Annotated in this window: 14 protein-coding genes; 3 read left to right on the forward strand and 11 right to left on the reverse strand. The window is 62.7% G+C overall.

The window, feature by feature from the left end; all coding sequences use genetic code 11:
• Positions 1-50: 50 nt before the first annotated feature.
• Positions 51-2,798 carry a S8 family serine peptidase gene (locus GO488_RS15630; protein ID WP_162318782.1) on the forward strand — a complete coding sequence of 916 codons (2,748 nt, stop codon included), beginning with the start codon at positions 51-53 and terminating at the stop codon, positions 2,796-2,798.
• Positions 2,799-3,171: 373 nt separating this feature from the next.
• On the opposite strand, the gene GO488_RS15635 is transcribed toward GO488_RS15630, so the two are convergent.
• From GO488_RS15635 to GO488_RS15660, 6 genes are all read right to left on the reverse strand, one after another.
• On the reverse strand, positions 3,172-3,816 hold the full coding sequence (locus tag GO488_RS15635; RefSeq protein ID WP_162318783.1) for an SDR family oxidoreductase: 645 nt from the start codon (positions 3,814-3,816) through the stop codon (positions 3,172-3,174).
• Between the two features lie 436 nt (positions 3,817-4,252).
• Complete coding sequence (locus GO488_RS15640) at positions 4,253-5,746, reverse strand: sensor histidine kinase (RefSeq protein WP_162318784.1); 1,494 nt, start codon at positions 5,744-5,746, stop codon at positions 4,253-4,255.
• A gap of 245 nt (positions 5,747-5,991) precedes the next feature.
• The gene (locus GO488_RS15645) at positions 5,992-7,200 is read right to left on the reverse strand and encodes an MFS transporter (RefSeq protein ID WP_162318785.1); all 1,209 of its coding nucleotides are present in this window, start codon (positions 7,198-7,200) and stop codon (positions 5,992-5,994) included.
• A 509-nt stretch (positions 7,201-7,709) separates the two neighbouring features.
• Entirely contained in the window at positions 7,710-7,994 is a 285-nt protein-coding gene (locus GO488_RS15650; protein WP_162318786.1) for a DUF7521 family protein, read from the reverse strand.
• On the reverse strand, positions 7,991-8,368 hold the full coding sequence (locus GO488_RS15655) for a winged helix-turn-helix domain-containing protein (RefSeq protein WP_162318787.1): 378 nt from the start codon (positions 8,366-8,368) through the stop codon (positions 7,991-7,993). Before GO488_RS15655 ends, GO488_RS15650 begins: the two co-directional genes overlap by 4 nt.
• A gap of 127 nt (positions 8,369-8,495) precedes the next feature.
• On the reverse strand, positions 8,496-9,470 hold the full coding sequence (locus GO488_RS15660) for a transcription initiation factor IIB (RefSeq protein ID WP_162318788.1): 975 nt from the start codon (positions 9,468-9,470) through the stop codon (positions 8,496-8,498).
• A 219-nt stretch (positions 9,471-9,689) separates the two neighbouring features.
• Between GO488_RS15660 and GO488_RS15665 the strand changes: the two genes are divergently transcribed.
• Positions 9,690-10,757, forward strand: a complete 1,068-nt coding sequence (locus GO488_RS15665) for an iron transporter (RefSeq protein ID WP_162318789.1) — start codon at positions 9,690-9,692, stop codon at positions 10,755-10,757.
• A 60-nt stretch (positions 10,758-10,817) separates the two neighbouring features.
• Here GO488_RS15665 and GO488_RS15670 read toward each other — a convergent pair whose 3' ends face one another.
• The 5 genes from GO488_RS15670 to GO488_RS15690 form a co-directional block, all read right to left on the reverse strand.
• On the reverse strand, positions 10,818-12,329 hold the full coding sequence (locus GO488_RS15670) for a hypothetical protein (protein ID WP_422111223.1): 1,512 nt from the start codon (positions 12,327-12,329) through the stop codon (positions 10,818-10,820).
• Positions 12,313-12,579, reverse strand: coding sequence for a DNA-binding protein (locus tag GO488_RS15675; RefSeq protein WP_174242505.1), 267 nt, complete (start codon positions 12,577-12,579; stop codon positions 12,313-12,315). Before GO488_RS15675 ends, GO488_RS15670 begins: the two co-directional genes overlap by 17 nt.
• A gap of 190 nt (positions 12,580-12,769) precedes the next feature.
• Entirely contained in the window at positions 12,770-14,041 is a 1,272-nt protein-coding gene (locus GO488_RS15680) for a chloride channel protein (protein WP_162318790.1), read from the reverse strand.
• Between the two features lie 198 nt (positions 14,042-14,239).
• Positions 14,240-15,709 carry an MATE family efflux transporter gene (locus GO488_RS15685; RefSeq protein WP_162318791.1) on the reverse strand — a complete coding sequence of 490 codons (1,470 nt, stop codon included), beginning with the start codon at positions 15,707-15,709 and terminating at the stop codon, positions 14,240-14,242.
• A complete protein-coding gene (locus GO488_RS15690) occupies positions 15,709-16,308 on the reverse strand; it encodes a TetR/AcrR family transcriptional regulator (RefSeq protein WP_162318792.1) in 600 nt (199 codons plus the stop codon). Before GO488_RS15690 ends, GO488_RS15685 begins: the two co-directional genes overlap by 1 nt.
• Before the next feature lie 179 nt (positions 16,309-16,487).
• Here GO488_RS15690 and GO488_RS15695 point away from each other — a divergent pair, with 179 nt between their 5' ends.
• Positions 16,488-17,078: a TetR/AcrR family transcriptional regulator gene (locus GO488_RS15695; RefSeq protein WP_162318793.1), complete on the forward strand. Its 591-nt coding sequence runs from the start codon at positions 16,488-16,490 to the stop codon at positions 17,076-17,078.
• The last annotated feature ends 296 nt before the right edge of the window (positions 17,079-17,374 follow it).

Below are 17,374 nucleotides of genomic sequence, written 5' to 3' on the forward strand. Positions count from 1 at the left end.
CAGGCCGCCGTCGCTCGATGCCACGCAGGGACGAGGTGGGGGAGCGTTCGATGAGCGTTCGACGGTTGATCGCCGTCGTCCTCGGGGGGACGCTCGTGGTGTCGCTCGTCGCTGTGACGGGATTCACCGGCGCGGCCGCGACAGACGACCCGAGCGCGGCGTCGGTCCCGGGACCAGACATCGAAGCGGAGCGAGTTTCGCCCGACGATTCGACCGCCGCCGTCGACCCCGCGCTCCGGAACGCGACCGGCACCGTCGATATCTTCGTTCGATTGGACGCGGAAACCGACACCGATACCGACCGGCCGACGACGGTGACGGGGCTGAAAGTCCGGAGTAACCGGACGCAGACACCGGTTCTGCAGTACGCGGCCGCCCGCGGCGGGGCCAGCGTCGAGAACAGATTCTGGCTCGTCGACGGCGTCCTTCTCCGGGCCGATCTCGACCGCGTGAACCTCACTCGAATCGCGGCGCTCGACGGCGTCGCGTCGCTCGCGCTGTTCCCGGAGTCGTCGGAAACGACTGACAGTTCGGTGAGTGCGTCGGGGGCGTCGATGCCGGATCCGAACCGTTCCGAGTGGGCTGCGGTGTCACGGCCGGGCACGCAGCGCCGAGCCGAAGCTGACCGGTCGGCGGAACCGGCGTGGCAGGTCACCGCGACGAACGCCTCGGCGGTGTGGTCGGAGTACGACACTCGCGGGGACGGGACCCGAGTCGCCGTCCTCGACAGAGGAATAGCGCCCGCCCACCCGACGCTGTCGCTCTACACCGAGAACGAGAGCGACCCGACCTACCCCGGCGGCTGGGCCGAGTTCGACGCTGACGGGCGTCGCGTGCCCGATTCCCGCCCGCATCTCGAAAGCGCCCACGGGCAGTCGACCAGCGGGCTGGTCGCCGCCGACGGCACCGGTCGGTACCGAGCGATGGGCGTTGCGCCCGACACGCAGTTGATGCACGGACTCGTCGAGAGCCGCGCGTCGGCGATCGCGGGCCTGGAATGGGCGATAGAGAACGACGCGGACGTCGTCAGCATCAGCCGCACTCAGAGCGGGCCGACCGCCCGCTACGACCCGCTGGTCCGGGCGGTCTGGCGCGCACAGCGACTCGGCACCGTGGTCGTCGCTTCGACGGGGAACGAGGGGGCCGGCTACGTCTCGGCACCCGGGAAAATCTACGAGACGGTCGGCGTCGGTGCCCACGACACCGACGGCCGCGTGACGGCGTTCTCCGGGTCGAGTCGGCGGGCGCTCTTCTCGGGTCCGTACAGCCGGGACCGCAGTAGGGTCGTCCGGTATCCCCGGACGTGGCCGCTGGCCTACGACAAGCCCGACGTGGTCGCGCCCGGGACCGACCTCCCGGTGCCGTACGGGACGAACGGGACCGGCACCTTCCGGGGGACGAGCGGAGCCGCGCCGGTAGCCGCCGGGACTCTCGCGCTCGCTGAGAGCGCCGCCGGTCGGGACGTCCATCCCGGGGTCTTGCAGACGGCGCTGCGCTGTTCGGCGCGCCCGCCCGCTAACGCCGCCGACCTCGACGCGACCCGCTACGGCGGGGGCACCGTCGACGCCTACGCGACGACCGAGCGAGTCGTCGAGGGGCAGGGGATCCGCGGGGCGGTGCGTACCGAGGACGGGGAGCGCATCGAACAGGCTCACGTCGCCGTCAGCGACTGCGCGTACTACAGCTCGCACAGTGGCACCTACGGGCTCTCGACCGCCGCCGGCGAGCAGATGCTGACGGTCGACGCGCCCGGCTACCGCTCGAAGACCGTCACTGTCGGCGTTCCCGACGGCGAGTACGTCGAGCGGACGGTCCGCCTCGAACGCGCAGGCGTCGTCGAGCGCTGGAACGACACCTATGCCGAGGACTTCGAAGCCGACGACGTGGGGACCGTCCGCGCGGCGGTCGCGGACCTCCGCGCGGTCCGCCTCGAAACTGGCGAGAACAACACCGTCGACCCCTCACGAATCTCCGTCGAGATCGAGTACGACGCTCACGAGACCGGCGGACTGTACGACCGGTCGTCCCTGGAACTCGGAAGCCGCTATCGGCTGTCGACGCCGCAGACGAACTACGTCCTGTTCCACGTCACCGTCGACGGCGAGTACGCGGGCCGGCTCGACCTCGACGCGACTCTCTACGGCGACGGCGAGTCGGCGACGCGGGACGTGACCGCGACGTTCTCGGAACCGACGCCGCCGGAGACGGCGACCCCGACCCAGACAGCAACCCCTGCCCCGACGGAGACCGCGACGCCGCGGTCGATGGAGACGGCCACGGCGACGGACACACCGGTCGCGACACCTACGCCGACCCAAACTTCGACTCGACCCGCTCCCGCCACACCACCGTCCACGGAGACGCCGACACGAGCGGTACCGACGTCGACCGCGACGGCATCGGACCAGTCGACAGCGTCGGCTCCGTCTTCGCCGGCTCCCGAGAGCGACGGCGACGGGTCGGTCCCGGAGAGCGAAATCGCGACGGACGAGTCACCGAGCCGAGCGACGGCGACGCCTGTGAGGGGTACGGCCCGGTCGACGGTGACGCCGACGACCGCGACGGCGGATGCGACTGCCGATGGATCCCGGACCGCGTCCGCTACGACGGACAGCGATACGTCGGTAACGGCCGGCGGTGGCGCACCGAGATCCTCGCGACCGGTTAGCGAGGGGACGCCGACGCGGTCGGATAGTTCGGGACCGTCGAACGGGGCCACACCCGGAACCGAGACGGCGGCGCTGCTGAGCGTCGCGGCCGTCCTCGGTGCGCTCCTCGTCGGCAGCCGAGTACTGTAATGGCCGCGCCCATCTCCGTCCCGACGGCTTCGGGTACCGCTTCGAAGGCGTATCGAGCTCCGTCGCGGTCCGTCCTCCGCCCCGCCGATCACCCGTGAGTTTTCGAACGTCTCTCGATCCAGGATATACTTGATAATTTCGCGGATTTAGTGTTCATATTGGCAATTCCTGGATACATGGTCGAATATATGGGACTAATAATTCGCAAATAGGAATAAAAATGCCGAAAGTGGTGATATATATCTTTATATAGGTACTAAAATTAGAAACATAGCTATACTTGAGAGCGGACGATCTGCTGTTCGATCGTTCTTGCGGGCCCGAGCGACACCGACGAACGGGGTCGAACGGCTCCTCCGCGGTGACGACGAACTCACTCGTCGGGGTTGATTGCCTGTTCGATGGGGGTGTCACCGCCGAAGAGTCGGATCGTCTCGCCGATTGTCGCCTCGGTATCGAGACAGGCGACGACTGTCTGTGCGACGTCGGCACGCGGGATCTCGTCGCCGTCCTCGTCCTCGGGTCCGAAAGCCGTCGATATCTGCCCCGTTTCCGCGTCGTCGGTGAGCGCGGTGGGACGCAGAATCGTGGCGTCGAGCGGTGACGACCTGAGAGCGTCGTCAGCGCATCGCTTGGCGACCAGGTACGGTCGAATCGCGTCCGGCGCGGCGAGCGGTTCGCCGGCCCGGTACGAACTGATCATCACGAAGCGGTCGATACCCTGCTCGACACACGCCTCGATACTTCGGCGCGCTCCCCAGAGATCGACTAACAGCGTCTTGTCCCAGCCGGTGTCCCCGCCGGCACCGGCGGTGAACACCACCGCGTCAGCGCCTTCGAGCGCCCGGGCGAACTCCCCTTCCAGATCACCCAGCCGGGGCTCCCCGCCACGCTCGCGAACTGCCTCGAACTGCGTGTCGTCGCGTACAACACCGATCGGATCGTGTCCGGCGTCCGCGAGTCGCCGAACTACTTCGCGGCCGATTCCTCCGTTCGCACCGATCACTGCGACGTCCATCGTGTCTACACGACTGTGGTTTCACAGCAATAGGGCTGTCGTCGTCTCAGGCGTCTGTATCACTCCTCGAGACGACATTCGCGTCTCACTGGCCTCCATCATTCCCGAACGAGATATGCGAGACTGCGTCCGTCTAGTCGGCACCGAATGAGCGAAAGTACCCGTACAGCGTCGAAACCGTCGGAGACTTCATCGAAAAGCTATCTTCGAAGTGCGAAACTGACAGAACAGCTCTCCAAGCGGGCTATTCGAGGTGATCTGCGCCGGGCTGTCGACTCGAATTCTCTCACTCGCCGAGTACCCTTTCGTGAGCGGATTGCTGGGCGTGGGTGCGGTCCAGAGCCGTCACGCTGTCACCGCGAGACGAGTAGTGACTGGCGTTCACATCTACGCTGCTGACATTATTCTCCACCTCGGTCGGGCTAACGAGGGGCGTTCAGGAGCGTTCGGTGTTCGTAAATTCGAAGCGTGCGCCACCTGCATAGCTCTCCGTAATCTGACAGCGCCAGTCGTACATCTCCGCCAACTCGGCGATGAATGCGAGTCCGATTCCCATCCCATCGTCTGCGGTGGTGTAACCCGTTTCGAACACTCGGTCGCGCTCGCTTTCCGCAATCCCGGAGCCGTTGTCCGCGACGTAGAATCCAGTCGAAAGGTCTCCAACGGTAACCTCTACCGGGTTCTCTGCCGCGTGATGGGTGACAGCGTTTTCGAAGAGATTCTCGAGAAGATGCCGGAAGTGGACCGGGTCGACTTCGAGACTGTGGGACGCTGTGACCGTAAGCTCCGCGTCATCGACGTCGGCATCCGACCATGCCGCTCTGGCGGCGTCTGCCACCGCGACCGTCTCCCAGTCGATTCCGACTGTCGCTTCCTGGGAGAGAATGAGAAGCACGTCGATGAGTTCCTCGATACGGTCGAACGCTTCGGCGACGTGATCGACTGCTTCCGGCGTGATCTCGTCTCGCAGCTGCCTACTGTATATCTGCCCGATGGCCAGCGGATTGCGCAGTTCGTGGGCGAGCATACTCGCGAACGATTCGAGGCGAGCGGTCTGGCGCTGGCGTTCGATTTCCGCACTCACCCAGTTGCCGAGGTGCTCGACGAACGCCACTTCCCAGTCAGAGAACGTTTCGTCTCGCGGTTCCATGTCGTAGAAGCAGAACGTCCCGTACGAGTTTCCGTCGACGGATATCGGTGTCCCCAGATAGCAGGAAATCCCCCAGTCCGCGTTCCCCGCTCGGTCGGCTAACTCGGATGCGTCATTCCGGACATCGTTCAGTACGAGTGTCTGCTCGGTTTCGACGGCGCGCTCGCAGTTCGTTATATCGAGCGGCGCCGTATCGCCGGCTTCGAGGTCGGCGTCTGCCGGTGTGGCGACGGCTTCGAACAGGTAGGAATTGGCGTTTTTATCGACCCGAGAGAGCGTCGCGTAGTCCGTTCCGACTGCCGTCCGAACGACCTCGAGCAGCGCGTCGATCTGCTCGTCAAACGAGAGTTCGGGGTCTGCGATAACGTCGTACGCGCGGTTCATAGCCTGCTCGCGTTTCTGTAGTCGCGTCCGGCGGCGAGCGCGTTCAGAGACGTCACGGAACTGAAGCCACAGGTCCGTCCCCATGGGATACGCACGTCCGGCCAGCCAGCGATCCAGTGAAGGGAACTGTGCTTCGAACGACCTCGGTTCCCGTGTTTCACGGGCTCGTTCGAGTGCTTGCTGGAGACTCGACTCAGGGGTCCCGAAGAGGACTTCGCGAGCATCTGTTCCGAGAAGGTCGTCTTCGGTCCGCTGGAGAACCTCCACGGCGTATCGGTTACAATATGTAACCTGCCACCGCTCATCAAGGCCGACAACACCGTCGACAATACGTCTATAGACTGCTATCGGCGGAGTAGCAGTGGCCGATGTCTCTGTCGGTTCGTGATCGGCCATTTATATAGTATAGTCGCTCAAAATACATAAATCCAATCCCGTCTCTGCGGTTATTGCGTTCGTTGGAATCTGGCTTGCTCCTCGTTATCGTCCCCCGCATTTATTCATCGCTCCGCACTGTCGCGGTGCAAACGAATCAGGAACGCTGTGACTAGTCGATGAGATTCTCAAGGCGGTCCGCACGCCGCCGTATCGCTCTCGGTAATTTCACACGTCCACCCGTAGACGTCCGCGAGTGCATCGCTCTAACTCACCGCTCGTTGGTTCGTTCCCCAGTGGAAGAGACCAGCCCCGAGGACGATACTGGCACCCAATACGACGAAGGGCAGTACAGATCCACCGGTCGCGTTTCGAATCGCGCTTACGACGAGCGGTGCGAGGAATGCCGAACCGGCCACGGCGATATTGATCAGGCCGACCGTCGCCGTCGCATTCTCGGAGCCGAAGCGAGTGAGGATAATCGGTGACCAGAGCGAGGCGAGAGGGCCGAGAGCGACACCGAATCCGAAGAGTACGAGATAGAGTAGGAGGTTCGAACGCGCGAACGGGAAGGCAAACGTACAGAGGCCGGCGAGGACGACACTCGCTACGAAGGTCTCGCGCTGCCCCACGCGGTCTCCGACGATCCCGCCCCCGATACGGGTGAAGACGCTGACGCCACCGATGACACTGAGCCCAGCGGCGGCGACCCTGACATCGATACCGTTCGCTGTGAGAATCTCGACGAGGTGAGCGGAGAGCACGTAATACCAGCTGAACGCGAGGGCGAACCCGAGAGCCGTGCTGAGAAACCGCCGGTCGCCGATCCTCGCACGGAGCCACGCGGTATCGACTGTGGCGGCACTCTGGGACTCCCGTGGTGGTCGGTGATAGACGAGGCTCGATACGAACACGAGAACGGCGGTTACGCCGATGACGATAGCGAAGGCGGGTCGGAGGCTGGTCCGGTCGAACAGCCGGAGCCACACGAACGGTAGCAGTAGCGGACCGAGACCGATCCCCGTCATCGTGACACTCGTTGCGAGCCCCTCGTGGATATCGAACCACTGCGGTGCGAGCGACACGACGATCGTAAACGCGGTACCTCCCGCCGTACCGAGGAGTGCAAACGCGACGACGACGCCGGCGTAGGAGGTGACGATTTGCAGGAGCGCGGTCGCAGCGACGAGACCGACGCCGACCGCCGCGAGGATCGGTCGGAGTGAGAACCGAGCAGCGAACACGCCGAAGAGGCCGCCGATCAGCAGGAAGAACGCAGTCGTGATCGAGAACACCGACGAGACCTGCAACGAGGAGAGGCCGAAGGTCGCGGCGAGGCGGTCAGCGTAGACGGTGAAGGTGAAGACAGCCCCCCAGATGGCCGTGAGGAGGCAGATACCGAGTCCGACGATCAGCCACCCCTGCGCGGAGTCGAGGGCCTCTTCGCGCGCAGTGGACGTCTCAGTCGCAGTCATACTCTCTACATCCGCTACCGTAGTTACGTACTGTCTGTCGAGGGAAACTGGCCATCATTCAGAGTGCTGTCCGAATCGAGAGTGTCTTCTGGAGGACTACGCCTGTACTGGCACGTCTCATCGATCTCGAAGAGTGTCCGTGCCGAAAGCGTTCTTCGCCGTGAACTGTGTCGCTGTGAGGTCTAGTGATCCAACACCGATGATTGGGCTGTCTAGCATACTAACTGATTAGTTAGTTAGTGCGAAAAATGTCTCGATCTCACACCGACCGGCTGTCGTTGAATTCCGGCCGGCTGTGCTGGTGAGAGTTCCCGGTCGACTCCTCGAAACACAGATTCAGATACCACACGCGGGACGAACCGGATAGACGTGATGACGGCCATCGCGGAGATAGTAGGATACAAGCCCTGGTCAGCGATTCGCGGCTTGGCCATCGAGGCGGGCTTTCCGGACGATATATCGGCGCTTCAGGGGTAACGCAGTCTTCACAGGTGTCCGAGGTTCCGCATTCAGTCGCCCTGCTCCATGTAGAGCGAATACATGATGATCGCGAGTCCGACCGCGACGAGCAAGCTATTGATCAACACGCCGGTCTCGAGGGATACCGAGAGGGCCTGATTAGCGATGCCAGCGAGGAGTGCACCGAGTGTGATGATGCCGAACCCGACCCCGAGCACGCGCAGCGACGGGGCTTCGGTTCGGCGATAGGCCTTATATGCGATGACCGTGATTCCCCCTCCAAGCAGGAGGATCACCGTCTTCACGGCGATGATGGCCGTATCGACCCACGTCATAGTTCGTCTCCCATCTTCGACCAGATATCGGCGAGACGCTCGTCGGACTGTCGGGACGGTCGGCCGACCGTCACTGAAAAGGTGTCCGTCTCGTCCATAGAGATCGTGACGTCGTCGAAGTCCCGTTCGTATTTGGTCGTTCGCCCTCCGCCGGAGTTGATCGTATCTCGCTCTCGAACGAGCGACGCTCGGCTAAGACGGTCTAATTTCCGGTACACCGTCGATTTCGGTATCTCGCAGGTGTCGATAAGTTCGGTCGCTGTCATGGGTTCGGCCGTTTCACGGAGGATGGCCCGACAGTCGGGGTCGTCCAGCGCGTTCAGGACGTCCTGCAACGACGGCGTGTCGTCGGCTGACGCTGGATCACTCGCCATCGGTCGGACGTGGTGGGAACTCGGGAGCGGGCATCCGGTTACGAGTCGAAGGCGCGGGGGTGACAGCCGCTTCGGAGCGGGGCCGGTGGCGATCTGCTGCCGGAGATAGCTGCCGTAACCGCCGGCATCAGACGGCACCACTGTCCGCGGCATACGCCTCGAGTAGCTCCTTGTACCGGGTTCGAATCGTGACTTTGCTGACGTGTGCGGCGTCGGCGACAGTCTCCTGTGTCAGTTGTTCGTTCGCGAGATGCGTCGCCGCGTAGATCGCCGCTGCGGCGAGGCCTGCCGGACTCTTCCCGCTGTGAACGCCTTCGGCTTTCGCGGTCCTGAGGAGGTCCCGAGCCTGACGAATCGCCTCGTCACTCACTTCGAGTGCCGATGCGAACTGAGGCACGTATTCGAGTGGATCCGCCGGTTCGATCCGGAGGTCGAGTTCTCGAGACGTGTATCGGTATGCCCGCTGGATGCGGATCTCTTTCACTCGGCTCACGGTCGCGAACTCCGAGAGCGACCGCGGGGTGCCGTGTCGCCGGGCGGCCGCGTACAGCGCCGCCGTCGACATGCCTTCGATGGACCGGCCGGGGAGGAGGTGCTCATCGACCGCTCGGCGGTATAGCGCTCCGGCAGTTTCACGGACCGGATCAGGCACGCCGAGTGCGGACGCCATGCGGTCGATCTCACCGAGCGCTTGTCTGAGATTTCGCTCGTGAGCGTCTTTCGTTCGGAACCGTTCGTCCCACGTTCGCAGGCGCTGCAGTTGCTCCCGTTTCTGCGCGGAGACTGACTTCCCGTAGGCGTCCTTGTCCTGCCAGCCGATCGTCGTACTCAGCCCCTTATCGTGCATGAGCTGGGTCGTCGGCGCGCCGACGCGACTCTTCTCCGCACGCTCGTCAGTATAGAACGCCCGCCACTCCGGTCCTCGGTCGATCGATATGTCGTCGAGTACGAGCCCGCACTCCTCGCAAGTCGTCTCCCCGTGTTCCTCGTCGTGGACGACCTGTCCGTCGCACTCCGGACACGACGAGGGCGGCTGGGGTTCGGTATCCGCTCGCTGTTCCTCTATATCGGATCTTCCCGTATCGAGTTTCGGATTGGACATGCGTAATAGGCCTCGAATAGCGGCGCACAGTTGTTCCGAGCGTGTCTCTATCAGGGACGAGGGCGGTCGGCCAGAAGAAGGTGTGTCGGTTTCCCATACACTGGGAATCCGTCGGTCTGGTCGTATCGAGATCCGCGAATCCCATCCTCGGGATACCGACGGAGGCGATTCGGGCACCGTACCAGAACCTCTACTCGCGTGCCGCTCGATTACCCAACAATGAACCGTAGACGGGCCCTCAAGAGCGGACTTGGACTACTGGGGGGGACGGCTCTCACCGGGTGTCTCGGCAGTCTCGGTTTCGAGACGCAGTCGGCGTGGCGCGACCCGCCGCTCGTCGAGGATCGCCCTCGGGCAGTCTATTACCCCGCGGTCGTGGAGGGGATGGGAACGTATGGGACGACGACCGCCGGTGATGTCGGATTCGCGCTGATGCACTCGTTCCCGCACCGGTTCTGGAATCTCACGGGGACGGACAAGACGGAGGTCGTCGTCCAATCCGACGACTCGCTCCACCTGATGGCGAGCGCGTGGGACGTCGAGACGAATACGATCCTGCCGGTGGATATCTCCGCAGAGATCAGCGATACCGACGGGCGAGTGGCCAGTAGCACGCTGTGGCCGATGATCTCGCCGAACATGGGGTTTCACTACGGGGACAATATCGGGCTTCCGGGCGAGGGAACGTACGATATTACACTTCGCGTCGGGCCACTCCAGACCAATCGGACGAAACCGTTCGAAGGCCGGTTCACGGAGGCGCACTCCGCCACGATGAGTTTCACGTTCGATACGAGTGAAACGTACGATCTCGCGTATCGCAGACTGGGGGAGAAAGCCGGTTCACGGGGAACAGTCGATCTGATGGAAACGCAGCGGGCGCCCGAACCGCTGGCACCGCCAAAGAACGACCTTCCCGGTCGGCCAATCGGTGAGGGGTCCTCCGGCGATGCGACGTTCTTCACCACCGTCGTCGAGGACGGGGCCCGCTTCGGTGAGGCCGGTCGCCCCTCTCTGGTCGTCTCACCACGAACGCCGTACAACCGCGTTATCCTGCCTCGAATGACACTCTCGGCGACCGTGAAGCGCGGACAGGAAACCGTCTTTGAGGGGCCGCTTCAGGCGTCGCTCGACCCCGAGATCAGCTATTATTACGGGGCGTCTCTGTCCGGGGTCGAGTCGGGTGACTCGGTCGCGATTACCGTTCAGACACCGCCGCAACTCGCCCGGCACGACGGTTACGAGACCGCCTTCATCGACATGCCACCGATCGAGTTCACTGTCTGAGTGGGTCGGGCCCCGTCCGAGAATCGAGCACTCGATTCCCGTGGCACAGTCCGGCGTCGATCAGGGTAAGTACGGGGGCGTAGCGCCGGGGAGGGAGAGGATCCAGAGGCTGATCATCGTGTATCCGATCATCACGGCGACGAACGGGTACTGACTTCGAATCGCGACGAGACGACTGGAGAAGACGTCGTACGCGACCGCGTGAGTCACCCAGATCGACAGGAGATGGCCGACGAGCACGGCCGCGATACTCAGCCCCTCGAACCAAGACGGCACGGAGAGAACCGAGGGATTCGCCGGTGGGGACAGCGGAGCGGCAAGCGCCGTGGCGAGTGCCGGGCTGAGCGAGACGAACAGTCCCGCGTAGTGGGCGAGGTGATAACCGGCCGCGATCGCCAGGAGCGGTGGAGCGAACCGAAACCCGATCGTCCGAACGGTGACGTAGGTGTCGGTGCTCCGTCGCGAGACGCGGCCCGCGTACCAGTACGCACACAGGAAGACGGCATAGCCGCAGAGAAACAACAGCGTGTAGACGGCGATCGCACGCGTCTCCACGTTTACGACCTCGAACGGGGCGATACCGACGAGGCTCTCGATGGCCGTTGCGCCTGCGCTGGTGGTGATAAAGCCGCTGTACGTGAGTTCCCAGATCAGCGCGACGATGAAGGCAACGTCGGAGGTGTCCGAGACTACGTCTGAATTCCGCAGTCCACTTCCGGGAGGCGTCACCCGGAGCGTCCCGTTGTGCCGTTGAATCGGGGCGACAGCACCGTACAGGCCGAAGAGAACAGAGAGGGGGTCCGCATTGTCGAACCACGATGCCGGACCGAACAGGAGCGCACCGGCAATCGTCATCGTCGAGTAGAGGACGATCCCCGTGGCGAGTGTGGACGGGACGGTACTGACCGGGAAGATAACTTCGGCCCAGACCAGCGCTAACAGGCCGGCGACGGCCGGCCAGCGATGCAACCAGCGAGGGTACTCGCGAAAGCCGGCGGGGAGAACGGTGGCGATAGTCCGCCAGGGGTTGAGTAGCGGCCACGCGTTTCCGACGAGATAGGTCGCTATCGGCAGGCCGGCACGCAGCCCGGTGAACGCGAGTAAGATCGGGAAGCTCGCAGTCGGGAGCTCCGGGCCGGTGAATCCGAGGTACACCGCCAGAGCGAGCGCACCGACGCCGAGACCGCGAGTGAGCCACGTCATCGGTTCCCACCACTGTTCGACCGTCGGGAGTGCTCGCGACCAGCTATGAACGTCGCGGACGAATGTCCTGTCGGTGACGAAACTCGCGAGGAGTGCCGACGCCCCGATCGTGGCACCGCCGGTAGTGAGATAGAGCCACCGTGGAATAGCGAGTGTGTCCCGCGGCCCCTTCGAGAGCGTGAGCCCGTTCGCTGCCGCGACAGTATCGACGACAAATACGGACGCTACGAGCCACGCCAGCGACTGGACGATGCGTCTGCAGTGAGCCGCCGAGAGAACTGTCTTCCCGACCTCCGACGCCGACCACTGCTTCGTCCGTGTCTCGGTATCGGGGGACACGTCCGCGTCCGGATCAGGCGAAGACGGCATACACCATCAGGAATGCAAAATAGAGGAGTATCAACACTCCCAGCATTTTCAGACGGAGTCGACGGAGGCTATCGCCTTCGGCAGAGAATGTCGACGCAAACGCCTTTCGCTCGGATTCGTCGAGTCGGTCGGGATGTCTCACTCCCTTGTGGAGTGAAAGCCGCTTGCCGGTCGGAAAGGGTTGCCCACAGTACTCACACTCGCCCGCCGGTGTTTCGTCCGCGGGTACGGCTGTCTGTATCTGTGACATTGCGATCGGTGTTCGGTAATGTGAACTAGCGGAGTCGCTACTGAAACGGTTCTGGTTCACCAGTCGAATTCCGGCGGTGATATCGCTCTACCCTACTGTCGACCGAGTGACTCGCGTCCGACTGAGACGGCGAAACCGTCTCGTGGCCACGAGACGGCATTTCGATCCCGAATACACCAGTAATGGCGGGTCAGCGTGGCTCGGCACGATCTGCGAACGGCAAAGTCTCCGCGAACCGGACGACAACTGCACCGGCGACCGCACCGACGGTTGCGACCAGAAACAGGGAGGGAGAGAAGAAGAGCGCGACTGAGCCGGCAATTACCAACGGGCGAGTCAGTTCGGCAGTCGGGAGACTGGCCATCATCGCGGTCAGCCCGACTACCGAACCGACCGCCGGAACGGCTTCGGCGAGTCCGGCACCGAGAGTCGCGCCGCCGGCCATCAGCGGGAGAATCGGCCCGCCCTTCCAACCGGTTTCGAGCATCACGCTCACCATGACGATCTTGGCGAAACCGGCTGTCACCAACGCCCAGGCCGCAAGCGGCAACCCCGTGAAGAGTTCGCCGACGACGTCCTGCCCGGAAAACAGGATTCGTGGCGCGACCGCTCCGGCGAGTCCCAGTAAAACGCCACCAAGCGTGGATCGAACGAGTACGTTTCCCGTTGTCCCGACGTTCCGGAGCCGATATCGGAACTGGAGGTAACATACGGAGATACAGCCGCCGGCGACCCCGAGGAGCACTGTGATGACCAACTGCCATCCGAGCGGCGATTGGATCCGGGGAACGGATCGGCCGAAGTGTAGGCCGGCACCCGCGGCCAGTTTAAGCATCAGGAGGCCACAGGCAAGCGCGGCAACTGTCGGTATGCCCTTCCACCATCGCGGAACCGGAGGGACGTCGCCGTCTCCGAACCGCCGTAGTGTCTGCTCGCTTCTGAAGATGACAGAGCGTAGTGACAGACTGGTTCCCATAGCCGTCGCGGTCCACGTCGCGCTGACGGCCGCAGTCAACCTCTCTTTGACTTGCGAACTCAGCCCGCCGCCGATCGTCGCCAACGCCAGTTCGGGCCCCAGACTCGCGCCGAACGTGAGCGAGACGAGTGAGTTCACTGCCTCCTTCGAAATGACGCCGTGATGAATCCGGCGTCCCTCGCGGATTTCCGCGATCAATTCGTCGGCACCTCTGGGATAGTCACCGAGGTACTCGCGACCCAATCCGAGGACGACTCCACCGGCTGTGCAGACGACGAGAGTATACCCCGGGTGACCCGGAAGTACGGCGATCGCTTCGGGGATGATTCTCCAGAGGAGAGTCGTCGACCAGTAGAGGACGCGGAGAAATACGCCCGTCAGGCACCCGATTAGCACTGCGAGACCGATGGCCACGAAGAGAACGCGAGAGAAGTTGCCGACGAGAGGCGAGATAGGGCGTAGATATTGCGACCTCTTCTTTGCCATAATGCCGTATCTAGCCGGAATAAACGGCGAATGAAGTGGATTTCGTTTCACCCGTCGCTGACGGGGCAGCTATACTTTTCTCCCGTGATACCGAGCGTCCCATCGCTCTATTTTCGAGCCGCGAGACAGTCTCCCCCACGTCGCGTCCCCGCCGGTTCAGACCCGCAGACGAGACGAGATACCCCACGGTCACTACTATCAATCTCCGTCCGTTGGAGACTCAGTAGTGGTTTTACCGAGGCTGACTCGAGATTCCGTGAGGGTGGTCTCCCGCCACGTTCCACGTCGATACCATGCATAGGCGAGTGTCGCTCCCGCGACGTTCGAGGTCGCGAACGACAGCCAGATGCCGGATTCGCCGAGCGGATCGGCGGCGATCCACGCGATCGGGAAGCGGATGATGCCGAGCATCGACACGGAGATGGCCGCGGCGGTGAGCGTCTTGCCGGCACCTCGAAAGCTACCGGTGTAGGCCCGCGTGATCCCGATGAACCCGAAGGTCAGCGCGACGTACCGGACGAACTGAGCGGCGATCCCGACGACGTCGGGATCCGTCGTGAAGAGACCGGCGACCGGTGCTGCAGTGACCCAGACGAGGATGCCTGCGGCGGTAAGCACGACGAAGAGCACCTTCGCCGCGAGGTCCGCCGCTCGTTTCGCTCGGTCCGGCTCGTTCGCTCCCACGTTCTGGCCGGTCATCGTCTCTACCCCCCGGGCGACGGCGATGGCAGGCAGGAAGACGACGGAGAACACGCGCGTTCCGATCCCGTAGGCGGCGACGACCGTGTCGGGAAAGAGCGCGACGATGACCAACAGCAGGTTCATCGATAGCGCCCGCCCCGTGCCCTCGATCGACGCGGGCAGACCGATACGGACGAGTCGCCGGAGAGACGAGAGATCGGGAAACATGTCTCGGAGGTGGATCTGAACCCCGCGGTTCCCTCGGAACATGATTGCCAACCCGACGAGGAGCGCCAGTGCACGTGAGAAGACGGTCGCGATGGCGGCGCCCCGGATCCCGAGTTCGGGAAAGGAGAGGGTGCCGACGAGCGGCGCGTTCTCGACGACGGTCCAACCGAAGATGAGGAAGGGATCGATGACGATGTTGAGCACGACCGACCCGAACATCACGAGCATCGGCGTGATCGTATCGCCGTACCCGCGCATGAGCGAGACGAAGACGGCGAACCCGAACATGAACAGCAGTCCGAGCGAGATGACTTCCATGTAACTCGTCGCCAGCGGCAGCACATCCTGTGACGCACCCATCAGGCCGAGGAACGTATCGACGCCGAAGTAGCCCGCGACGCCGAGGACGACCGAGGCGATGACGGCGAACGTGACCGTCTGTGAAGCCGCGTATTCGGCTTCACGTTCCTCGTCCGCACCGGTGAACTGAGCGACGAGGACGCTGCCGGCGACAGAGATGCCCATCCCGAGCGAGATGAGGAGGAAGACCGTCGGGAACGCGAAGCTGATCGCCGCCAAGGCGTCGGTGCTGTACTGGCCGAGCCAGAACGTGTCCGCGAGGTTGTACGCCGTCTGGAAGAGGTTCGTGACGACGATCGGCATCGAGAGGAAGAACAGGGGCTTCCCGATGCTACCCGCGGTGAGGTCGAACTCTTCGGGTCCCCTGAACAGGGAGCGAATACGGTCCCGAACGCCCATCACGGGGTCGCCCCCGATAGGTCATCTCCGATGAGATGGCTGTCAACGTACCAGATTACCGTCTCGTGAAGTCGCTCGGACGAGTGATCGACGGCCACACGTCGCGTATGAGCGCCCTTGATGACGGTTACGAGGAACTCGGCGGCGACGGTCGGCTCGACGGCTGCGTCGAACTCGCCGGTCTCGACACCGGCCGCGATGATATCCCGCACCCGTTCGAAAAGCACCTGGTCCAGGCTCACGAGTCGCGTCTGGATAGCGTCGCTGTACGGCGCTTGTGCCTTCACTTCGAGTAGTGCAGTTCGGAACTCCTGGCCAGGCGCGGCCTCTTCTTCGGTGAGAACTATCTCGAGGAGCGCGGAGAGTTGCTCGCGCGGCGTGCCACCGTCGGCTGCCGGGAGCTTCGCAGTGTACCGGTCGTACAGGAAGTCGAGAAACTCGATGAAGAGATTCTCCTTGCTGTCGTAGTAGTAGTGAATGCTCGCTTTGCTCCGTTCCGCTTCGTCGGCGATATTCTCGACGGTGAGATCGGCGTATCCGTGCTTGCAGAGGGCCCGATACGTCGATTCTAGAATCTCAGTAGCTGTATCGTCGTCCATCGTGAGTGCTACTGTAACTTACTAACTAATAAGTCAAAAGACCTTCTCCCAATCTCTATCGTGTCAATATCGGCTATTGAGGCGTCTATCGGCAGAATAGTAGTTAACTATTAGGTATGTCTGACCCTCGATATACGGGGTCACAACCGTTATCCACTCATAGGTAATATCGATATCCGATGACCGAACCATCGGATCGGACCCTCTCGGAACCCGATGAGGCGATCATGGAGGCCACCTATCGGGCCCTTCGGAAACACGGGTACGCTGACCTCACGATAAAACGGATTGCAGCGGAGTACGGGAAATCCACGGCTGCGGTGCACTACCATTACGACACCAAAGACGAGCTCCTCGCCGCCTTTCTCGATTATCTACTGGACCAGTTCGTCGATTCGATACACGACGTCGCGACGACCGACCCGGAGGACCGCTTAGAACTGCTGCTCGACGAACTGCTGGTCAAACCACAGGAGAACCCCGACCTCTCCATCGCACTACTGGAAATGCGGAGTCAGGCCCCGTACAAAGCGGCGTTTAGTGAGCGCTTCCAGCAGAACGATGAATACATCCGGTATATGCTCAAAGCGGTCATCAACCACGGTATCGACGAAGGCGTATTCGACGACGTCGACGCCGACCACGTAACTCGTTCGCTGATGACCATCGTCGATGGTGCCCGGACTCGGGCCGTGGTGTTGGACGAGGTCGAAGCCCTCGAAACGGCACGGCGGACCGCAAATGAGTACGTCGATGCGATGTTACGTTGACTTCTTCTTCGCTCTGAAGGTCGGGTTTTTGCTACCGCGATAAACGGTCTCATACTGGCCACGGGAACAGACGTTTCAGCGTACTCGACTGCAATTAGCAGCTCTCGCGTTGAACCGTTACTGCTACTTTCCGCCCTTCTGTGCATATGCTTCCCCTCGCTAGCTGCACTGCTTCGCTAACCGAAAGGTCAGTACGAACAAAGATACATAATCGAAATGGGCCTTTGAGTGGTATAGAAACGACCCTCTCGAACTTATCGACCAGTTAGTTTTTGACGTAGCGGTACGTGGTGTCG

The organism is Haloarcula limicola (assembly GCF_010119205.1).
Lineage (GTDB): Archaea > Halobacteriota > Halobacteria > Halobacteriales > Haloarculaceae > Haloarcula > Haloarcula limicola.